16 protein-coding genes and 1 tRNA gene are annotated in these 19,613 nt (G+C 38.9%); 12 read left to right on the forward strand and 5 right to left on the reverse strand.

The features are described 5' to 3' along the window. Window positions 1–13: 13 nt before the first annotated feature. The 5 genes from CRO15_RS14275 to CRO15_RS14295 all read left to right on the forward strand — a co-directional run bounded on the left by CRO15_RS14275 (window position 14) and on the right by CRO15_RS14295 (window position 3,987). Window positions 14–331 (forward strand): hypothetical protein, encoded by a 318-nt coding sequence (locus CRO15_RS14275; protein ID WP_097046511.1) that lies wholly within the window; start codon window positions 14–16, stop codon window positions 329–331. Between the two features lie 71 nt (window positions 332–402). Further along, on the forward strand, window positions 403–1,482 hold the full coding sequence (locus CRO15_RS14280; protein ID WP_097046512.1) for a serine hydrolase domain-containing protein: 1,080 nt from the start codon (window positions 403–405) through the stop codon (window positions 1,480–1,482). A 7-nt stretch (window positions 1,483–1,489) separates the two neighbouring features. Continuing rightward, window positions 1,490–1,936, forward strand: a complete 447-nt coding sequence (locus CRO15_RS14285) for a hypothetical protein (protein ID WP_097046513.1) — start codon at window positions 1,490–1,492, stop codon at window positions 1,934–1,936. Window positions 1,937–1,994: 58 nt separating this feature from the next. Beyond that, window positions 1,995–2,867: a glycoside hydrolase family 16 protein gene (locus CRO15_RS14290; RefSeq protein ID WP_097046514.1), complete on the forward strand. Its 873-nt coding sequence runs from the start codon at window positions 1,995–1,997 to the stop codon at window positions 2,865–2,867. A 16-nt stretch (window positions 2,868–2,883) separates the two neighbouring features. Then, window positions 2,884–3,987, forward strand: a complete 1,104-nt coding sequence (locus CRO15_RS14295; RefSeq protein ID WP_207763897.1) for a serine hydrolase domain-containing protein — start codon at window positions 2,884–2,886, stop codon at window positions 3,985–3,987. Window positions 3,988–4,151: 164 nt separating this feature from the next. Here CRO15_RS14295 and CRO15_RS14300 read toward each other — a convergent pair. After that, window positions 4,152–4,223, reverse strand: a tRNA-Gln gene (locus tag CRO15_RS14300). A gap of 169 nt (window positions 4,224–4,392) precedes the next feature. On the opposite strand from CRO15_RS14300, the gene CRO15_RS14305 reads away from it, so the two are divergent. After that, the gene (locus CRO15_RS14305) at window positions 4,393–7,722 is read left to right on the forward strand and encodes a glycosyltransferase family 117 protein (RefSeq protein ID WP_097046516.1); all 3,330 of its coding nucleotides are present in this window, start codon (window positions 4,393–4,395) and stop codon (window positions 7,720–7,722) included. Window positions 7,723–7,923: 201 nt separating this feature from the next. On the opposite strand, the gene CRO15_RS14310 is transcribed toward CRO15_RS14305, so the two are convergent. The 3 genes from CRO15_RS14310 to CRO15_RS14320 form a co-directional block, all read right to left on the reverse strand. Then, the gene (locus CRO15_RS14310; protein ID WP_097046517.1) at window positions 7,924–8,220 is read right to left on the reverse strand and encodes a thioredoxin family protein; all 297 of its coding nucleotides are present in this window, start codon (window positions 8,218–8,220) and stop codon (window positions 7,924–7,926) included. Window positions 8,221–8,311: 91 nt separating this feature from the next. After that, the gene (locus CRO15_RS14315; RefSeq protein ID WP_097046518.1) at window positions 8,312–9,547 is read right to left on the reverse strand and encodes a metallophosphoesterase; all 1,236 of its coding nucleotides are present in this window, start codon (window positions 9,545–9,547) and stop codon (window positions 8,312–8,314) included. A 54-nt stretch (window positions 9,548–9,601) separates the two neighbouring features. After that, a complete protein-coding gene (locus tag CRO15_RS14320; protein WP_097046648.1) occupies window positions 9,602–10,324 on the reverse strand; it encodes a copper homeostasis protein CutC in 723 nt (240 codons plus the stop codon). A 40-nt stretch (window positions 10,325–10,364) separates the two neighbouring features. On the opposite strand from CRO15_RS14320, the gene CRO15_RS14325 reads away from it, so the two are divergent. The 3 genes from CRO15_RS14325 to CRO15_RS14335 all read left to right on the forward strand — a co-directional run bounded on the left by CRO15_RS14325 (window position 10,365) and on the right by CRO15_RS14335 (window position 15,234). After that, window positions 10,365–11,360: an isoaspartyl peptidase/L-asparaginase family protein gene (locus CRO15_RS14325; RefSeq protein ID WP_097046519.1), complete on the forward strand. Its 996-nt coding sequence runs from the start codon at window positions 10,365–10,367 to the stop codon at window positions 11,358–11,360. A 161-nt stretch (window positions 11,361–11,521) separates the two neighbouring features. After that, window positions 11,522–14,359, forward strand: a complete 2,838-nt coding sequence (polA, locus tag CRO15_RS14330) for a DNA polymerase I (RefSeq protein WP_097046520.1) — start codon at window positions 11,522–11,524, stop codon at window positions 14,357–14,359. 14 nt (window positions 14,360–14,373) lie between these two features. Continuing rightward, a complete protein-coding gene (locus tag CRO15_RS14335; RefSeq protein ID WP_097046521.1) occupies window positions 14,374–15,234 on the forward strand; it encodes a YihY/virulence factor BrkB family protein in 861 nt (286 codons plus the stop codon). A gap of 10 nt (window positions 15,235–15,244) precedes the next feature. On the opposite strand, the gene CRO15_RS14340 is transcribed toward CRO15_RS14335, so the two are convergent. Beyond that, window positions 15,245–15,703 (reverse strand): MarR family winged helix-turn-helix transcriptional regulator, encoded by a 459-nt coding sequence (locus CRO15_RS14340; protein ID WP_097046522.1) that lies wholly within the window; start codon window positions 15,701–15,703, stop codon window positions 15,245–15,247. A 204-nt stretch (window positions 15,704–15,907) separates the two neighbouring features. Here CRO15_RS14340 and hppD point away from each other — a divergent pair, with 204 nt between their 5' ends. The 3 genes from hppD (at window position 15,908) to fahA (ending at window position 19,581) form a co-directional block, all read left to right on the forward strand. Further along, window positions 15,908–17,041 (forward strand): 4-hydroxyphenylpyruvate dioxygenase, encoded by a 1,134-nt coding sequence (gene hppD, locus CRO15_RS14345; RefSeq protein WP_097046523.1) that lies wholly within the window; start codon window positions 15,908–15,910, stop codon window positions 17,039–17,041. 69 nt (window positions 17,042–17,110) lie between these two features. Next, a complete protein-coding gene (locus tag CRO15_RS14350) occupies window positions 17,111–18,268 on the forward strand; it encodes a homogentisate 1,2-dioxygenase (RefSeq protein ID WP_097046524.1) in 1,158 nt (385 codons plus the stop codon). A 92-nt stretch (window positions 18,269–18,360) separates the two neighbouring features. Next, a complete protein-coding gene (fahA, locus tag CRO15_RS14355; RefSeq protein ID WP_097046525.1) occupies window positions 18,361–19,581 on the forward strand; it encodes a fumarylacetoacetase in 1,221 nt (406 codons plus the stop codon). Window positions 19,582–19,613 lie beyond the last annotated feature (32 nt).

Consider the following 19,613-nt stretch of genomic DNA (forward strand, 5'->3'; position numbering starts at 1 on the left):
GTTCAAATAGACGATGAAAAAACTCTGGTGTTGGAGATGTAAAATGGAAATTCCAATGTTGAATGAAGAGGAGTATGCAATCGCCCACAAACTGTATCTTAAATCATTCAAAAGAAGAATATCCGGAATGACGAGAGAGGAAGGGTTTAAACCATTGCTCGATTATTACAGAGAAATAACTGGATTTGAAGAAACAGAGCCAAATGCGATTATGCATCATAGAATTGCTCAATATGGACCTTCGTGCCAGAACTGTGGTAAGCCATATAGAACTCCAGAAGCAAAAATGTGTGCAGATTGCGGAAATAAAAGGTCACAAAAAAATCAATAAAACAATCTCCCAATTTGGGTATATGACGTATCTTGTTAAACTCCTCACTTTCAGCAACATCAAATAATCTAATGAACAACCATTTTTTTAAACTAATTCTCCTTTTGGCATTCCATATTGGAAATGGTCAAGTTGACCTTACAACTGAATTAACTAAGGAACAATCTGATTTAATATTTGAAAAGGTCAAAGGATTTCCAAATAAGGCACAAATTTCAATAGCGATCATTAGTAACGGGAAGGCCAAATATTATGGGGCAAAACGGGCAAACGACTCTATTTTGACTATTGAAAATCACAAAAGTGTATTCGAAATTGGGTCTATTACCAAAGTATTTACCGCGACACTTCTTGCGGACTTTGTCATTGAAGGTAAAATAGAGCTAGACGATAATATCAATGATTTTATAGATTTCACAATTAAGGACAATGTCCCAATCTCCTTTAAACAACTTGCCACCCATACGTCCGGACTACCTCGGTTACCGGAAAGTTTGAGCTCACCTTCCATCGATTTGACAAACCCCTACAAAGATTATAATGAAGAAAAGTTAAAACTAGATCTCTCAGAAAAACTGGTTATGTCTGAGAAACCAGGAACAAAATCTGAATATTCAAATTTAGGAGTTGGATTACTTGGTTGCGTATTGGGTGAAATTGACAACTCGACCTATGGTGATTTGGTTCAAACCAAAATATTTGACAGACACCAGATGTCCAACTCAACTACTATTAGATCCAAAGTAATGGACAAGCTCGTTTTAGGTATTAACGAAAATGGGCAAGAAGTTTCCAACTGGGACATGTCCATATTAATGGGTGCAGGGGGAATTTTATCTACAACTGAGGATTTAACCAAGTTTGCCATCGCCCATTTCGATGATAACAATAAAGATCTTGGCTTGACCAGAACCCCTTTTCATAAAGCAACAGATAACTTCTCTACCGGATTGGCATGGGGCATCATAACAACAGAATCAGAAGCCATTTGGTATTGGCACAATGGAGGAACAGGAGGATATACCTCTTCTATGATAATTGATACTGAAGAAGAAAATGGGGTCATTATTTTATCCAATATTTCTGCTTTGGGTACAATGGCCAATAATGTCATGAGTTTGTGTCCTGAGCTTATGAAGACACTAGAATAAAAATGAGATGAAAAAACTAAAACTGTTGGTACTGATAAACCTAGTGTTGTTCCCACAATTTTTAAAAGCTCAAGAAGTGTCTAAATCAGAAAGAGCAAAAAGTATTGTAAGGGCTGTTAATCAAAAAGATGCCATGCTATATGTTGAGAATTTCAGTAAAGATGTAAAAGTTTATATGTATGGTGAGAACAGCAAATTTACACTTAGGGTTGATGGCATTCAAGCTCTTTACAAGAACAGAGCGGAACATCTCCAAAGATATCCCCATATTAGAAATGAAATCCAACACTTGGCTGAAATAGATAACAGACTGATTATGCATGATAAAGTTTGGCTTACTCCAGATCAAGAAGAAGGAAGTTCTGTGGTAGAAATTTTCACTTTTGACGAAACAGGAAAAATTATGCGTGTTGATGTCATACAGCAAAAAAATCTTTTCAATCAAAACGACTAGGGCACAAATAGTCCAGTTTAAACGATTAGCATAGCAGAATACTTAACATTTGACAACAATGAAACGGGGATTATTAATTATTGCGATAACGATAGGGATAGTACTTTTTTCCTATACAATTTTCAACAAGAACCTTCCCAATGATAATAATTTAGCCGGTACTACAACTGATTCTAGGGACTCTAAATTTAACACGCTGGTTTGGGCAGATGAATTTGAGGGTGAAGGAATGATCGATTCCAACAAATGGTTTCACCAAACTCAGCTTCCCCCAGGAGGTAATTGGTGGGGAGGATTGATTCAACATTATACAGATAGAGAAACCAATACCTATTTGAAAGATGGATATCTACACCTTGTTGCTAAAAAAGAAGAATATGAGGATCAGGGAAAAATTAAGCAGTATACAGCTGCCAGACTTAATTCAAAATTTGCTTTTACCTATGGAAAAGTAGAAGTCAAGGCGAAATTACCAACAGGAACGGGCACTTGGCCTGCTATTTGGATGTTGAATAAAAATATTAATGAAGATGGAGCCTATTGGGACAATAAAGGGTTTGGCACTGTTAACTGGCCTAATTGTGGAGAGATAGATATCCTAGAACATTGGGGGAAAAATCAAGACTATGTATCCAGTGCTGTCCACAATGGGTCAAGTTATGGTGATATAGTAAAAAACCTAGGTGGCCAAAACATAAAAAACGCTTCAACTGAATTTCACATTTATACGTTGGAATGGACCAAGGAGAAAATGATTTTCAGTATTGATGGGGTTGAACATTTCCAATACAATCCATCTACAAAAAATATTGATACCTGGCCTTATGATTCTGATTATTACTTGCTATTTAATATAGCAATAGAGCCAGATATTGACCCAGAGTTTACTGAAAGCTCTATGATAGTGGATTATATCAGGGTGTTTAAATAAATTTAGCTTTATCGAAGTGAAGAAATATTACTATCTCAAAATCATCACACTAGTATTTTCGCTTTCCTTTGCAAGTTGTTTTTCTCAGGATGACATTGAAATAAAGTCATATATCGGAGTCTATGTTCCAAAAGATTCATTGGATAGTTATATCTTATCAAAAATGAAAGAACTGGATATTCCAGGGGTATCTTTTGCAATAATCAATGACGGGAAAGTAGCATATCGCAATACTTTCGGATATGCTAATAAAGAAGAAAAAATAGCAGTTTCAGATAAAACCATATTTGAAGCCGCCTCGTTATCAAAATCCGTTTTCGCATTTTTCGCTATGAAATATGTTGAGGAAGGTAGGTTGGATTTGGATAAACCTCTATTTGAGTATTTACCTTATCCTGATATTGAGCATGATGCAAGATATAAGAAAATAACCGCTAGAATGGTGTTGAGTCATCGGTCAGGTTTTCCAAATTGGAGAGAAAATGAAACTGATCGCAAATTGAAGATAAAGTTTGATCCAGGGACAGGTTATGAATACTCTGGAGAAGGTTATCAATACTTGGCCAAGGTTTTAAAGCATCTGGACAATACCGATTGGATGGGGCTCGAAAATTCATTCCAAAATATGGTGGCGAAACCGTTGGACATGAAACACACCGTCTTTGTCCCGAACTCATACATAATGAAAAAAAAGGCGGAGCCTTATAATAAAAATGGCAAACGGGTAGATTGGAAAAACAGTTATTGGTATAAAAAAGATAAAGATAAGTTTGTAGCTCCATCTTCAATGCACACAGAGTCCCTTGACTTTTCAAAATGGATGATTGCCATTATGAACAAAGAACTATTATCCTTGGAAAGTTATGACGAACTGTTAAAACATCATTCAAAAACAGCTACAACAAGTACTGGAATGAATATTTATTACACTCTGGGCTTCCTTAACCCAGATGGAAAATACAGCACCACATATATTCATGACGGCAACAATGAAGGCTTTACGAGTTGGTTTCTGATAGATACTGAAAAAGATTGGGGATATGTTCTTTTCACAAATTCGGATAATGGCGGAGGATTAGGAAATAATTTATGGAATTACCTTGAAAAGGAAAAGTACTAAGTAAAGGTATGATCCAACAATTATAAACTTCAGGACATAAAGAAATTTCCAATGCAGAGAATGCTGTTTTAGTTTTGGGAATAAGAACTCTAGCCACTTCAACAGTTTTTTTTATAATAAAAAATCCCTATCTAATTGAAAATCAACTATCAAGGGATTTCTTGTTGACCCACTAGGACTCGAACCTAGAACGACTGGACCAAAACCAGCTGTGTTGCCAATTACACCATGGGTCATTTACCAATAAGAGGGTGCAAATTTAAAACAAACTTTGGTTTCGACAAATAATTTAATAAGAATCCAGACATATTTTTCTCAAGCCCCATTGTTAAAGCTTTTCCAAAATTCAATAGTCGTCTCTACTATATTTACTAAATTCGCCCCAACTTGGTAAACGCCATCTTTATGTTTGCAAAAGACTTCAAGAAATGGGATACCATCTTAGGATGGGCTTCCTTTGCCATTGCATTTATTGTTTATGCCCTAACCGTTGAACCTACAGGAAGTTTTTGGGATGCTGGGGAATACATTACCACCTCTGCTAAATTACAGGTAGGCCACCCTCCCGGAGCTCCACTTTTGCAAATGATAGGTGCCTTCTTTTCTATTTTTGCCTTTGGAGACGAAACCAAAATTGCCTTAATGGTGAATGCCGTATCAATTGTTTCAAGTGCATTTGCCGTACTTTTTACTTTTTGGACAATTACCAATTTGACCAAAAAGATGATTTCAAAGAAAAAAGCCATAACCAATAGTAAGGCCATTGCAATTTTTGGAAGTGGACTGGTTGGAGCTTTGTCCTTTACATTTTCCGATAGTTTTTGGTTCAATGCCGTAGAAACGGAAGTGTATGCTATGGCCAGTTTAATCATGGCTCTTTTGCTATGGCTGGGCCTAAAATGGGTGGACAATCTAGATGAATCAAGAGGTAATCGCTGGTTATTGCTTATCTGTTTTTTGATAGGATTGACCTTTGGAATACAGTTTATGGGCTTTTTGGCCATTCCCTCCATAGGGCTTCTGTTCTATTTCAAAAAATATAAAACAACTACTGTAAAAAACTTTTTACTGGCCAACATTTTGGTTATTGCCCTTTTAATGCTGGTCTATAAATTCTCATTGACCTATGTGTTAAAACTGTTTGGTTGGAGTGAAGTGTTCTTCATCAATAGCATAGGCCTACCATTTAATTCAGGAACCATCATAATGGGACTGCTTTTTATTGCAGCCTTTTACTTTGGACTGCGCTATACAAGAAAGAACAATTTCCAGACCGGAAACACTATAGTATTATGCATAATGTTTCTGATTCTTGGTTTTTCTTCATGGTTAATGCTCCCCATTAGGGCCAATGCAAATACCGTAGTGAACGAAAATGACCCATCAGATGCACGTTCCCTTTTGGCCTATTACAATCGTGAACAATATCCCGGAGTGGAGAGTCCTTTCTATGGAGCCTATTACTCAGATGCATTTGCCCCGGCAGGTGAAGACAAAGATGATCGTCCAAAGTATGAAAAGGACCTAAAGCTGGGCAAATATGTAATTGTCAACAATTATAAAGATGCAATGCAGGGGCCCAACAAAAAGCATGTTGGACTACTTCCAAGACTATGGAGTGACCAGCATGCCGAAAACTACATGCGCTATTTTGGAGTTTTGGAGTTTCGGATAAAATCAGAATACATCTCCAACAATGACCTTAGAGAGGCGGTGGCACAGTTTAAAAATGCTTATGGCCAAGGTGAGCTGGACTCTGAGCAATACATTCGCTTTTTACGAGAATTTGGGGAGTATATTGAGGTAGAGCCTCCTACCTTAGGCCAGAACCTTCGCTACATGTTCGAGTTTCAGTTTGGCTACATGTACATGCGCTACTTTATGTGGAATTTTGTAGGCCGACAAAATGATATGCAGGGCAGATATGATGAAAACGGGAACTGGCTAAGTGGTATTGGTTTTATAGATAGTTTGCGGTTAGGAAGTCAAAATAACCTTCCAAGTGATTGGGAGAATAACAAGGGAAGGAATACATACTTTTTCTTGCCATTATTGTTAGGAATCATTGGAATGGTATTCCAAATCTCCAAAAATCCAAAACATTTTTGGGCGCTATTTGTTTTTTTCCTATTTACTGGACTCGCCATTCAATTTTACACCAATCCCTATATTTTTCAACCTAGGGAAAGGGACTACTCTTTAGTGGGTTCTTTCTATATTTTTTGTATCTGGATCGGAATTGGGGTTTATGGACTTTTTGATGAGTTTAGAAAACTTTTATCGGCAAAAATAGCTGCTCCGGCAATTACCACAATCTGCCTATTGGCTGTTCCACTGCTAATGGCTTTCCAAAACTGGGATGACCATGACCGTTCTGGAAGATATACTGCAAATTCTACCGCAAAAGCCTATTTGGATTCCTGCAAAGAAGATGCCGGCTCCATTTTATTCACCATAGGAGACAATGATACATTTCCATTATGGTATGTTCAAGAAATTGAAGGACACCGAACTGATGTCCGTACTGTGAACACCAGTCTCTTTGCCACAGATTGGTATATTGATCAAATGAAACGCAAAGCGTATGAAAGTGACCCTATTCCTTCGCAATTAACGCATGACAAATATCGATATGGTTCAAGAGACGCCGTTTATTATCAAGGGGTAACCGAAAACAGATGGAATATCAAAGATTTCATTAACTGGATTGGCAGTGACAAACCTCAGACCAAGTATAAATATCTTTTAGAAAAACAAGGAGCGGATATCAGTGAAGTTCCAGAGGGCACTTTGAATATCATTTACTATCCTACCAATAAAATCAGGATTCCCGTAAATAAAAAGAATGTTTTGGAAAGCGGATTGGTCAAAGAACAAGATTCTGCCTTAATAGTGGATTACATAGACATTGACCTTCCAAAAACAGCTTTGCCCAAAAATAGAATCCTAATGTTGGACCTTATTGCCAACAATGATTGGAAAAGACCTATTTACTTTTCCGGAGGTAGTTTTGACAATGCCGAATATATTTGGATGAAAGATTATCTTCAACTGGATGGATTAGTGTACAAACTTGTCCCTATAAAAACAAAAAATGAGAGTTCATTTGAAATGGGGCGCATTGATACCGAACTCATGTACGATATTGTAAAAAAATGGGATTGGGGCAATTCATCAAGTGATAAAATCTATCATGACCCACAAACGCGTTCGCAAGGATTATCATTTAGGAGTAATTTGGCCAGATTGATGGAAACCTTGATCAACGAGAACAAAATTGACAAAGCCAAGGATGTTATTGATATAACCATGACCAATATGCCCGTTGAGCATTATGGCTTTTATGCATTTGTTGAGCCATTTGTTGATGGATATTATAAAGTAGGCGAAACCGAAAAGGCGAGGTCACTTTATGAAAAACTAAAGAAGGTATATCAGGAACGGTTAGAGTATTATTCTCAAATACCACTGGATGAGCAATATGAAAAAATTGATGATATTTTGACGGACATGCAGGCCTATCGAAGAAACATCGATATTCTTATTCAAAACCGAGATAGAGAACTTGCCGAATCAGAGACCATCATCTTTAATGAATACATTGACAAGTTCTCACAGTTTGTTGGAGAGGAAGAAGATTCTTTTGAAGAAACTATTCCAGACCCAGATATGGGAGACTCCATACCATTGGATACCATTCCTGAGGTAATCGATTCGGCAACTGAAATTCAATAATACGAATAGATTCCCAGATTGTTGGGTATTTGGAACTTGGATAATCCGCATTTTTTTACCATTCTGAAATAAACGAAGTGATTAAAAAATCCCAAAAACAGACTGGAGGTTTTTCGATTTGCCCTAAAATGACAGTTCTATCTAAATCCAAAGAAAGCCTCCTTCTTTTTAAGAGGAAGTTGTTTTTGACAAAAAAACTTGTTAAATATATTCGTTCAGAATACCTATAAGTGTATTGGCATCTTGCTCCCCACTCTGACGCCAGACCATCTCCCCTTTTTTGTAGATCATTAAGGTGGGAAGACCTTTTATCCTAAGTGCCTGCGAAAGCTCTTTATTTTTATCAACATCAATCTTGATTACTTTTCCTTTGTCACCAAGTGCAGCGGCAACATCACGCAACACAGGGTGCATGGAAGTGGATTGATCGTTCCATTCTGCATAAAAGTCCAGCAACACTGGTACTTTTAAATCTATAAGTTCACCAAATTTGGACATGTATACTTCTTCAGTTTACCTATCAAAAGTAAGAAAATTTGTTAAAATTTGAATTACCTCAAATTTCTAAGGGAAAAGAACGGCGTTAAATTTAGGTTAAACCTTTCTTTTTGAGAGTAATCACAGAAATTTCTGGCCAAATCCCCACACGTCCAGGATAGCCAATAAACCCGAAACCACGATTGACATTGATAAACTGTCCCAGTTCCTCATAGATGCCCGCCCAATACTTATATCTCCATTTCACCGGACTCCATTTTACCCAACCCGGTATTTCCACCCCAAACTGCATTCCATGGGTATGTCCACTCAAGGTCAAGTGAAAATGATAGTCATCTTTAAGTACTATGTCCTCCCAATGAGACGGATCATGACTCATCAAAATCTTAAAATCGTCTTTAGAAATCCCTGTTTTGGCCTTTTCAAGATCTCCTGCTTTTTTAAAACCTCCGCGGCCCCAATTTTCAACTCCAAGCAGCGCTATTCGCTGTCCGTTTTTCTCTAGATATTTATGGGTATCCAATAATAGGTCAAAACCCATTTCTTTCTGTAGGTTTTTAAGATCTTCCAGGTTTTGGGCTTTAGCCTCATCAGACGGCCACGAAGTGTAATCTCCATAATCATGGTTGCCCAAAATGGAAAACTTACCATCTTTGGCTTCCAAAGTGGAAAATAAATCTGCCCAAAGTTCCATTTCAGAGCTTTTGTCATTCACCATATCACCAGTAAACAAGATTACATCACTTTGTTGCTTGTTGATCAAATCAATACCGTAAGCTACTTTTTCCCTATTATCAAAACTTCCGCTGTGCACATCAGAAATCTGGGTAATCTGGTATCCGTCAAAAGCATCAGGGAGATCATCAAACTCCAACGCGTATTTCAGTACTTTATAATTGTATTTTCCTTTGTACATTCCATAGAGCAAAGCTCCAAAAGGTAATGCCGCAATTCCTAAGGCAATACCACTAATAAATTTTCGGCGGGAGGGAAAAAATTGGGTCTGTGTTTCGGAAAGGCCGGCAATTTTGTTATAACCAAATACAAACAATCGCACAATATCTTCAAGCAACAAAAAGATTCCAAAAACCAATCCCAACAGCAAGAAAGCAAAGAAAATACCTCCAGCATTGGCTACTTGGCCTCGTACTCCATCCCCTGGAACATAATTTATAACACGGATGATAAAGTTGGTCAATGCCGCCAAAAATAGCAGTCCATATGCCCAGTGGAACCACACATTCCTAAAGAGTGTTTTAAAGCCCTGAAAACCATAAAAGGCAGAAACAATGTAAATGATTGATATGATGATCAAAAATCGGGTCATGCAGTTTTTTTAACAAAGATATTTCTTTAGTTCTGGAACTGAACTATTTAGTGATTATTTAACGCTGCGTACAATTTGACGAACCTTTTCTAGATTTGTTACAGCTATCTGGTCTTCTCGTAGATGGGTTGACGAATTCATTGGGATTTTTTCCGAAATAGGAAGTTCATTTCCAAATGACGTCCCAGAAAGGTGAATAGCTCGCAATCCAACTGCCTTAAACTTTTCGCAATTATCTAGTCGAATTCCTCCACCAGCCATTACAATGTTTTTTTCTGAGATAGCATTCAGCTCATTAAGCAAATCCAATCCTTTTTCAGCAGAAGTTTCTAGACCAGAAGTCAAAATGTAATCCACTCCCAATGCCTCCAGTTGCTGCAACGTTTTCTTTGGATTTGGAACCCAATCAAAAGCGCGGTGGAAAGTAAATTTCAATGGTCTCGATGCTCCAATCAAAGCTTCGGTCCGTTCCTCATCCAAATTGCAATCGGCCAGAAGTACACCTGAAACAATTCCATCCACACCATTTTCAACACAAAAAGCAATGTTTTTTAACATAACTTCAAACTCCAAATCGGAATAGGTGAAATGACCACTTCGTGGCCTAATCAAAACATGGACTGGGATATCCAATCTTTCACGTACCATCTGAATCAATCCATAAGAAGGGGTTATCCCTCCAACGCCCAATTCACTGCAAAGCTCAATTCGGTCGGCTCCAGCCTCTTGCGCAACAAGAGCAGATTCCAAAGAATTGGCACAAACTTCTACAAGCATATTGCTATCTTTAGCGGGATTAAAAATAAACATCCAAATCATGCAAAGACGCAAATTCCTTAAAAAATCTGGCCTTACCACTGCTGGACTTATGTCAGCCTCCGTTTTGGCCTCATGTAAAACCGAAAACAAACCTGAAAAAGCTGCAACCCCTACCCCTCCTGCAATAAAACCAATTGCCATTTGCACTTGGAATTTCATGAATGCAACGGCCAAAGCTTGGGAAGTGCTTAACAAGGGAGGAAATTCACTTGATGCCGTTGAACAAGGTGTTATGATAGAGGAAGCAGATGTAACCAACGAAACTGTGGGCAAAGGTGGTCGCCCGGACAGGGATGGCAATGTGACTTTGGATGCGTGCATCATGGACAAAGATGGCAATTGCGGTTCTGTAGTGTATTTGCAGAACATTGTGCATCCAATCTCCGTAGCAAGAAAAGTAATGGAGGAAACCCCTCATATTATTCTAGCAGGAAAGGGTGCTGAGCAATTTGCCTATGAGCAGGGTTTTAAGAAAGAAGATCTCTTCACGGAAAGCACCCGAAAACAATATGAAGAGTGGAAAAAAACTTCCAAGTACGAGACTACCATCAATATTGAAAACCACGATACCATTGGCATGTTGGCTATTGATGAAAAAGGTGATATTGCCGGAGCATGTACCACAAGTGGTATGGCTTACAAGGTTGCCGGACGTGTGGGTGATTCTCCAATCATTGGAGCAGGACTTTATGTGGATAACGAAGTTGGAGGAGCCACTGCAACCGGTGTAGGGGAAGAAGTCATTCGCACCGTGGGCAGTTTTTTGATCGTGGAACTGATGCGACAAGGAAAAAGTCCGCAAGAAGCCTGTGAGGAAGGAGTAAAAAGAATCATGAAAAAGAATGAAGGTCGTAAAGACTTCCAAATTGGATTTTTAGCCATTAACAAACAAGGCGAAACCGGAGGGTATTGCGTACATCCCGGATTTACTTATCGGGAATATTCCGAAAAAGGGCATGAAAATAGGCAGGTGGAGAGTTTTTATAAGGGCTAGGTTTGAGATGTTAGCCTTGAGATATGAGACTCAAGAATTTACAAGTTCAACACCTCACATCTAAAAGCAAAGCGATCTCAATTCTAACATCTTTTTTCTACTTTTAAAGACTGTACGCTGAAAAGCCTATACTTCTAATATTATACTTCTAATTTTTAACCATGTCTGACCAGAAACGACTTTTTCTTCTTGATGCCTATGCCTTGATATTCAGAGGTTATTATGCCCTTATCAAAAACCCAAGAATCAATTCCAAAGGAATGGACACCTCGGCCATTATGGGATTTGTGAATTCTCTTTTTGATGTAATCAAGCGCGAAAAACCAGACCATTTAGCGGTATGTTTTGATAAAGGGGGCAGTGTGGAACGCACCGAACTTTTTGAAGAATACAAGGCCAACCGAGATGAAACTCCGGATGCCATCAAAATTGCGGTGCCTTATATTCAAGATATTTTAAAGGCCATGCAAATTCCCGTGGTTGAATTGGCCGGATATGAAGCTGATGACATTATAGGAACCTTGGCCAAACAGGCCGAAAAAGAAGATTACAAAGTCTTTATGGTAACTCCAGACAAGGACTTTGGCCAATTAGTCTCTGAAAACATTTTTATGTACCGCCCGGCGCGAATGGGCAACGGAATTGAAATTTGGGGCATCCCTGAAGTACAAAAACGTTTTGGCGTGGAGCGCCCAGAGCAGGTAATAGACTATTTGGGGATGATGGGAGATGCCAGTGACAACATTCCCGGGCTTCCAGGAGTTGGTGACAAAACAGCCAAAAAGTTTTTGGAACAATTTGGCGATATGGAAGGCCTTTTGGCCAATACCGACAAGCTCAAAGGAAAAATGAAGGAGAAGGTAGAGCAAAATGCAGAGCTGGGTCGACTTTCAAGAAAATTGGCGGAAATTAAACTGGACTGTGAGGTCACTTTCAAAGCAGATGACTATGAAATGTCCGAACCTGATGGTTCAAAAGTCCAAGAGATTTTTGAGGAGCTAGAATTTAGAAGGTTAAAAGATCAGTTTATTAAAATCTTCTCTGAAGAAACTGCAGAAGTACCAGAAACGAATTCAGCAGCGCCAAAAACTCCTGAAAAGCCTCAAGTGGCAGGCAGCGGGCAATTCAGCCTATTTGGTGGAAGTCCGGCTGATGCTCCTGCAACCATCAAAGATGCCAACAGCAGAGACACCATTTCCGATGTTTCCCATTTATACCAAAACATTCAACCTGGACTGGGACTAAAACTTTTTATTGAAAAATTGATGCAACAAACCTCGGTCTGTTTTGACACGGAGACCACCTCAATAAATCCGTTGGAAGCAGAGCTTGTGGGCATTGCCTTTAGCTGGGAAGCAAAAAAAGGGTTTTATGTTCCAATTCCGGAAGAGAATGAATCAGCAATGGAAATTTTGGAACAACTACGTCCATTCTTTGAATCTACCGCCATTGAAAAAATAGGTCAAAACCTGAAGTACGACATTAAAGTGATGAAAAATTACGGAGTCGAGGTTAAAGGAAAACTGTTCGACACCATGCTGGCTCACTACCTCATCAATCCCGACATGCGCCATAACATGGATGTATTGGCAGAAACTTATCTGAACTATACTCCTGTTTCCATTACTGAACTTATTGGCAAAAAAGGTAAAAACCAGCTCAGCATGCGTCAGGTTCCTTTGGAAAAACAAACGGAGTATGCTTCTGAGGATGCTGATATTACCCTACAACTGGCCCAACATTTTAGACCTGAACTGGAAGCGGCCAAAACTAATGAACTTTTCCAAAGTATTGAGATTCCTTTACTCCGGGTATTGGCTGATATGGAAACCGAAGGCATCAATCTTGACAAAGGTTTTTTGAATTCCCTTTCTGAGGATTTGAACAACGATATCAAAAATCTTGAAACTAAAATATATAAAGAAGCAGGACAAGAATTCAATATAGCTTCGCCAAAACAATTGGGCGAAATTTTGTTTGACAAGCTAAAATTGGTAGACAAGCCGAAAAAAACCAAAACGGGTCAGTACTCTACCGCTGAAGATGTGCTTTCCTATTTGGCCAAGGATCATGAAATTATTCAAAACGTATTGGACTTTAGGGGACTTAGCAAGCTAAAAAGCACTTATGTGGATGCCCTGCCCAATGAAGTACAGGAACATAGCGGCCGTGTGCATACAGATTATATGCAAACCGTGGCGGCAACGGGTAGATTGAGCAGCAACAACCCCAATTTACAGAACATTCCAATCAGAACAGAGCGTGGACGACAAGTACGCAAAGCTTTCATCCCTCGAGATGAAAATTACACCTTGTTAGCTGCAGATTACTCTCAAATTGAGCTTCGTATTATTGCGGCCTTAAGTGAAGAAGATACCATGATCGAGGCTTTTAAAAATGGGGAGGATATTCATGCCTCCACCGCTTCCAGGGTTTTTAACGTACCCATTAATGAAGTGACACGGGAGCAACGTGGCAATGCAAAGACCGTAAATTTCGGAATCATTTATGGGGTTTCGGCCTTTGGACTGAGCAATCAGACCGATTTGAGTCGTTCCGAAGCCAAAGAACTCATTGAAACCTATTACAAAACCTACCCGAAATTGCGCAATTATATGGGGGAACAGGTCGACTTTGCTCGGGATAATGGTTATGTGCAAACCGTTTTGGGTCGAAGACGATATTTAAAGGATATCAATGCGGGCAATCAAGTGGTGCGAGGTGCAGCTGAACGAAATGCCGTAAATGCACCAATACAGGGAAGTGCCGCAGATATCATTAAAATTGCAATGATCAACATCCATAAAAAACTTACCGAAGGTGGATACAAGACCAAAATGTTGTTACAGGTACATGATGAATTGGTGTTCGATGCCTATAAACCCGAGTTGGAAGAAGTAAAGGAACTCATCAAATCCGAAATGGAAAATGCATATAAATTAGCGGTTCCATTGGATGTTGAAGTGGGGATCGGTGACAATTGGTTGGAGGCGCATTAATTTAATCGCCAGATATGTTTAAATTTTTTAAGCAAGTTTTCAATCATTTTTTTAATAGCAATACCTTTCAAAAAGGTGCAGCTTTGGCTTATTATGCAGTGTTTTCCATTTTTCCCATCATCATTGTTTTAATTTCGGTATTGGGAATGGTCTTTGGAAAACAAGCGGTTGCAGGAGAGATTTTTGGACAATTAAAAGATATTTTGGGCGGTGATGCTGCTTTACAGATTCAGGACATGATAAAAAATCAACATGTCCAACATAACTCACTTTGGACCACCATAATAGGATTTGTGACCCTTGCATTAAGTGCTTCGGGTATGCTTAATCAAATACATAATGCTTTTAATGATATATGGGAAATCAAAGCAAAACCTAAGAGCAGTATCATTCGATACTTCACCAAACATTTGGCCTCGTTCGCAGTACTTATTTCTCTATTTTTCATTTTGTTGATAAGCACCTTGGCAAATTCCTTTCTGGTTAAATATGGAGCAAATCTCTATCCTGATTATAAATTTTCGTTGCTATTTGAGCATCTAACCTCCTTTTTTATTATCTCTCTCATATTTGCCATCTTGTTCAGATTTTTGGGTGATACCAAAGTGCATTGGAAACCTGCTTTAATAAGTGGCTTGTTTACCGGACTCCTCTTTGTATTTGGAAAAATTGGAATAGGAATGTATTTAGGGAAGGCCCATCTGACCACAACCTTTGGTTCAGCCAGTGTTTTGGCACTAATCATGCTTTGGGTCTATTATACCTCTCAAATCATATTTTTGGGAGCTTCCTTTGTGAAAATTTTGAGCGACAAAATGAATTATGAAATCTTACCGAATAAAAATGCGGTTAAGGTTCAAAGCAAAGAGATTTAATCCAAATAGCCTATTTGTCTTCAAATAGATTATCGTAGTTTTCCCCAATTTGGTTCAATACCTTAAGAAAAATCTCAAACTCCTCCGTACCCAACCCTTTAATTGCCTGTTTACGCAGAATTTGAGCGTGTGGTTCAATTACTGCTATCACTTCTCTTCCTTGAGGAGTAAGCTCCAGCTTAAAACGTTTCAAATCACCTTCAAAACGGGTTTTGGTAATCCAGTCCTTCTTTTCCATTCCACCAATAACACGTGAAGTAGTGGCACGATTTCTAAAGTTCGATCTCACAATATCAGATTGCGAAACATTATCTCCTAGCTGGTAAATACGATAAAGAATCACCCATTGCTCTATAGTGAGGTCAATCTCCAACTCTTTAAATTTCCTCAGGTAAGCATCCTGAACTTTGCGAAGCACTAGATCCAAATGCAATCCAATTCCAGATATTTCATCAATTCTGTTGAGCATAAATCTATTCTTTATGTAATGCTGAATCCGTCAAAGCATGAATGTCTATATATCACACTTCGGAAAGCTAAGTGTAACAATAACCAGCTTCACATAACAATTTTAACAAAAATTTGCGCCACCCCGCCCAAAAATCATTTCAAAATTACTATTTTTGTTGCATCAACAACAATAATTTGATTAAACAATTAAACTATAGCATCCATGGAAACATCTGCATTACCCAAATTGCACAAAACAGCGAAAGATTTTATGCCGATCAATGGCACCGACTATTTGGAGCTTTATGTGGGCAATTCTAAACAGGCTGCACATTTTTATAAGACCGCCTTCGGGTTTCAGTCCATGGCCTACGCAGGTCTGGAAACAGGTCTAAAAGACAGGGAAAGCTATGTAGTGGTTCAAGACAAGATTCGCCTGGTCTTAACTTCACCTTTAAAAAGCGGTACTGATATTGGACGCCATATTGATCAACATGGCGATGGAGTTAAGGTAGTAGCTCTTTGGGTTGATGATGCAACTTACGCCTATGACACAGCTATGGAAAGAGGGGCTAAATCTTATATGGAACCACAAATTGAGGAAGATGAAACTGGAAAAATAGTCCGCTCAGGTATTTACACCTACGGTGAAACAGTGCACATTTTTGTTGAACGCAAAGAGTATAATGGTATTTTCATGCCTGGATTCAAAAAATGGGAAACCCCTGATTATAATCCTGAACCCACTGGTTTAAAATATGTAGACCACATGGTAGGTAACGTTGACTGGAACAAGATGAACTATTGGGTAGAGTTCTACGAAAACGTAATGGGCTTTGTGAACATTCTTTCCTTTGATGATGATGACATTTCAACCGAATATACAGCTTTGATGAGCAAGGTCATGAGTAATGGCAACGGGCGAATCAAATTTCCCATTAACGAACCTGCAGAAGGAAAGAAAAAATCTCAAGTAGAAGAATATCTTGATTTTTACGAAGGTGAAGGCGTCCAGCACATTGCCGTGGCAACAGATGATATCATTTCAACCGTAAGGCAACTAAAAAGTCGAGGAGTTGAATTTTTAAGGGTTCCTGACACTTATTATGATGCCGTTACGGATCGCGTAGGTAAAATTGATGAGGACATCGCCCCTCTAAAAGAATTGGGAATTTTGGTGGATCGGGATGATGAAGGGTATTTGCTTCAAATTTTTACCCGTCCTGTGGAACCTAGACCCACCATGTTCTTTGAAATTATCCAAAGAAAGGGTGCACAATCATTTGGAAAAGGTAACTTTAAGGCACTGTTTGAAGCCATTGAGCGCGAACAAGAGGTACGAGGCACGCTTCATTAGAGTATATTTTATGATTTAAGATTTATTGAACTTAGTTTTTAAACCTGAGTTTGAACTTAAAAAACAACTATGCCTATTTATCATAAACTCGGAAAAATTCCGCAGAAGAGACATACCCAATTCACCAAACCCGATGGGAACCTTTATTATGAACAATTGTTTGGCACCATCGGTTTTGACGGAATGTCATCTCTGCTTTATCAAAACCACAGGCCTACCCAAGTCAAAGAAATTTGTGCAGCTATTGATGTAAGACCCAAAATTGCTGTGGAGAAAAATATAACCTCTAGAAAACTGATCGGGTTTGATGTGGCGCCAAAAGACGATTTTCTGAATGCCCGTGAACCACTCTTGGTAAATAATGATATCATTATTGGGTTGGCAGCACCGAAAAAATCATTGACATCTTACTTTTACAAGAATGCAGATGCCGATGAGATGCTGTTCATTCATAAAGGGTCAGGAACATTACGAACTTTTGTTGGAAACATCCCATTTGAATATGGAGATTACTTGATTATTCCCCGTGGTATGATCTATCAAATCGAATTTGATACAGAGGACAACCGAATCTTGTATTCAGAATCTTTCCGCCCAATTTATACCCCAAAGCGATACAGGAATTGGTTTGGGCAATTGTTGGAACACTCACCTTTTTGTGAACGAGACTATAAATTACCACAAGACTTGGAGACCTATGATGAAAAGGATGATTTTTTGATTAAAGTAAAAAAACAAGGAATGTTGCACAACATGGTTTATGCAACGCACCCTTTTGATGTTGTGGGTTGGGATGGATACAATTACCCCTATGGATTTTCCATTCATAATTTTGAGCCCATTACAGGCCGTGTTCACCAGCCACCTCCTGTGCACCAAACATTTGAGACGGATGCCTTTGTTATCTGCTCCTTTTGCCCAAGATTGTACGATTATCATCCAAAGGCCATTCCTGCTCCATACAATCACTCCAACATAGATTCAGATGAAATGCTCTATTATGTGGATGGGGATTTTATGAGTAGAACCAATATTGGTCCTGGTCATATTTCCTTGCATCCGGCCGGAATTCCCCATGGGCCACACCCTGGAACCTATGAGGCAAGCATTGGTAAAAAGGAAACCTTGGAACTGGCTGTTATGATAGATACATTCAAACCACTGCAAGTAACCGAAAATGCCCTAAAGATTGATGATGGCAGTTACTACAAGTCATGGGTAGAATAAAATCGAAGCACAATGTCACCTCGAGCGCAGTCGAGAGGTCTTAAACAGTTCTCGACTGCGCTCGAACTGACAAATTTCATATCCAAACAAAAATGATTATAAACATACCTGAAAATTCAGATTTTTCAATTCATAATATTCCCTTCGGGATTTTTTCAACTGCTGACAGAAGTCCAAGAGCGGGGGTGGCCATTGGCGAACATATTTTGGATTTGGTCGCCGTAGCTGAACTTGATGTTTTCGATTTCAACACAGCAGTACTTGAAAAAGAAGTACTCAACGATTTTATTTCCTTAGGAAAAACCATAACAAATAGGGTTAGAAAGGATATTCGACATTGGCTGCAAGATGAAGATTCGGTTTTGGCAGGAAAGCCAGAGCTTTTTGTCCTCCAATCAGAAGCTCAAATGCATATGCCAGTCTATATTGGTGATTATACCGATTTTTATTCCAGCATAGAACATGCCACCAATGTAGGCACAATGTTTCGTGATCCGGCCAAGGCACTGATGCCCAATTGGAAGCATATCCCAGTAGGATATCACGGTAGGGCAAGCTCTATTGTGGTAAGTGGGGAAGCCATTCACAGACCAAAAGGCCAAACACTTCCCAAAGATTCTGACGCTCCTGTTTTTGGCCCTTCACAACGTTTGGATTTTGAGCTGGAAATGGGATTCATCACAGGAAAAAACACTTCTCTCGGCCAATCTGTTTCAACAGACGAAGCAGAAGATTATATTTTTGGAATGGTATTGCTCAACGATTGGTCAGCTCGTGATATACAAAAATGGGAATATGTCCCTTTAGGCCCATTTTTAGCCAAAAACTTTGCGTCGCACATCTCACCATGGATCGTAACCTTGGAAGCTCTAGATCCGTTCCGCGTTTCTGGCCCAGAACAAAATCCAAAGGTGCTGCCTTATTTGGAATTTGAAGGAACCAAAAATTACAACATCAACTTAGAGGTTGGGATAGCTCCAGAAAATACTGAAGAGCAAATTGTCTGTAACTCCAACTTTAAATATATGTATTGGAACATGGCACAGCAATTGGCTCACCATACCATAAACGGTTGCAATATCAATATTGGAGACCTGTATGGTTCTGGCACCATTTCTGGAAAAGATGAGAATTCCTATGGATCTATGTTAGAATTGGCATGGATGGGCACCAAACCATTGAAAATGAATGATGGTTCAGAACGCAAGTTCATTCAAGATGGAGATACTGTGATTATGAGAGGTTATGCTGAAAAAGATGGTAAACGGGTAGGTTTTGGTGAAGTTTCTGCAAAGGTGCTTCCTGCAAAATAGGTTTTATCTTTACACAAACTAAAGAACGTTTA

Source organism: Flagellimonas pacifica (assembly GCF_900215465.1).
Classification (GTDB): domain Bacteria; phylum Bacteroidota; class Bacteroidia; order Flavobacteriales; family Flavobacteriaceae; genus Flagellimonas; species Flagellimonas pacifica.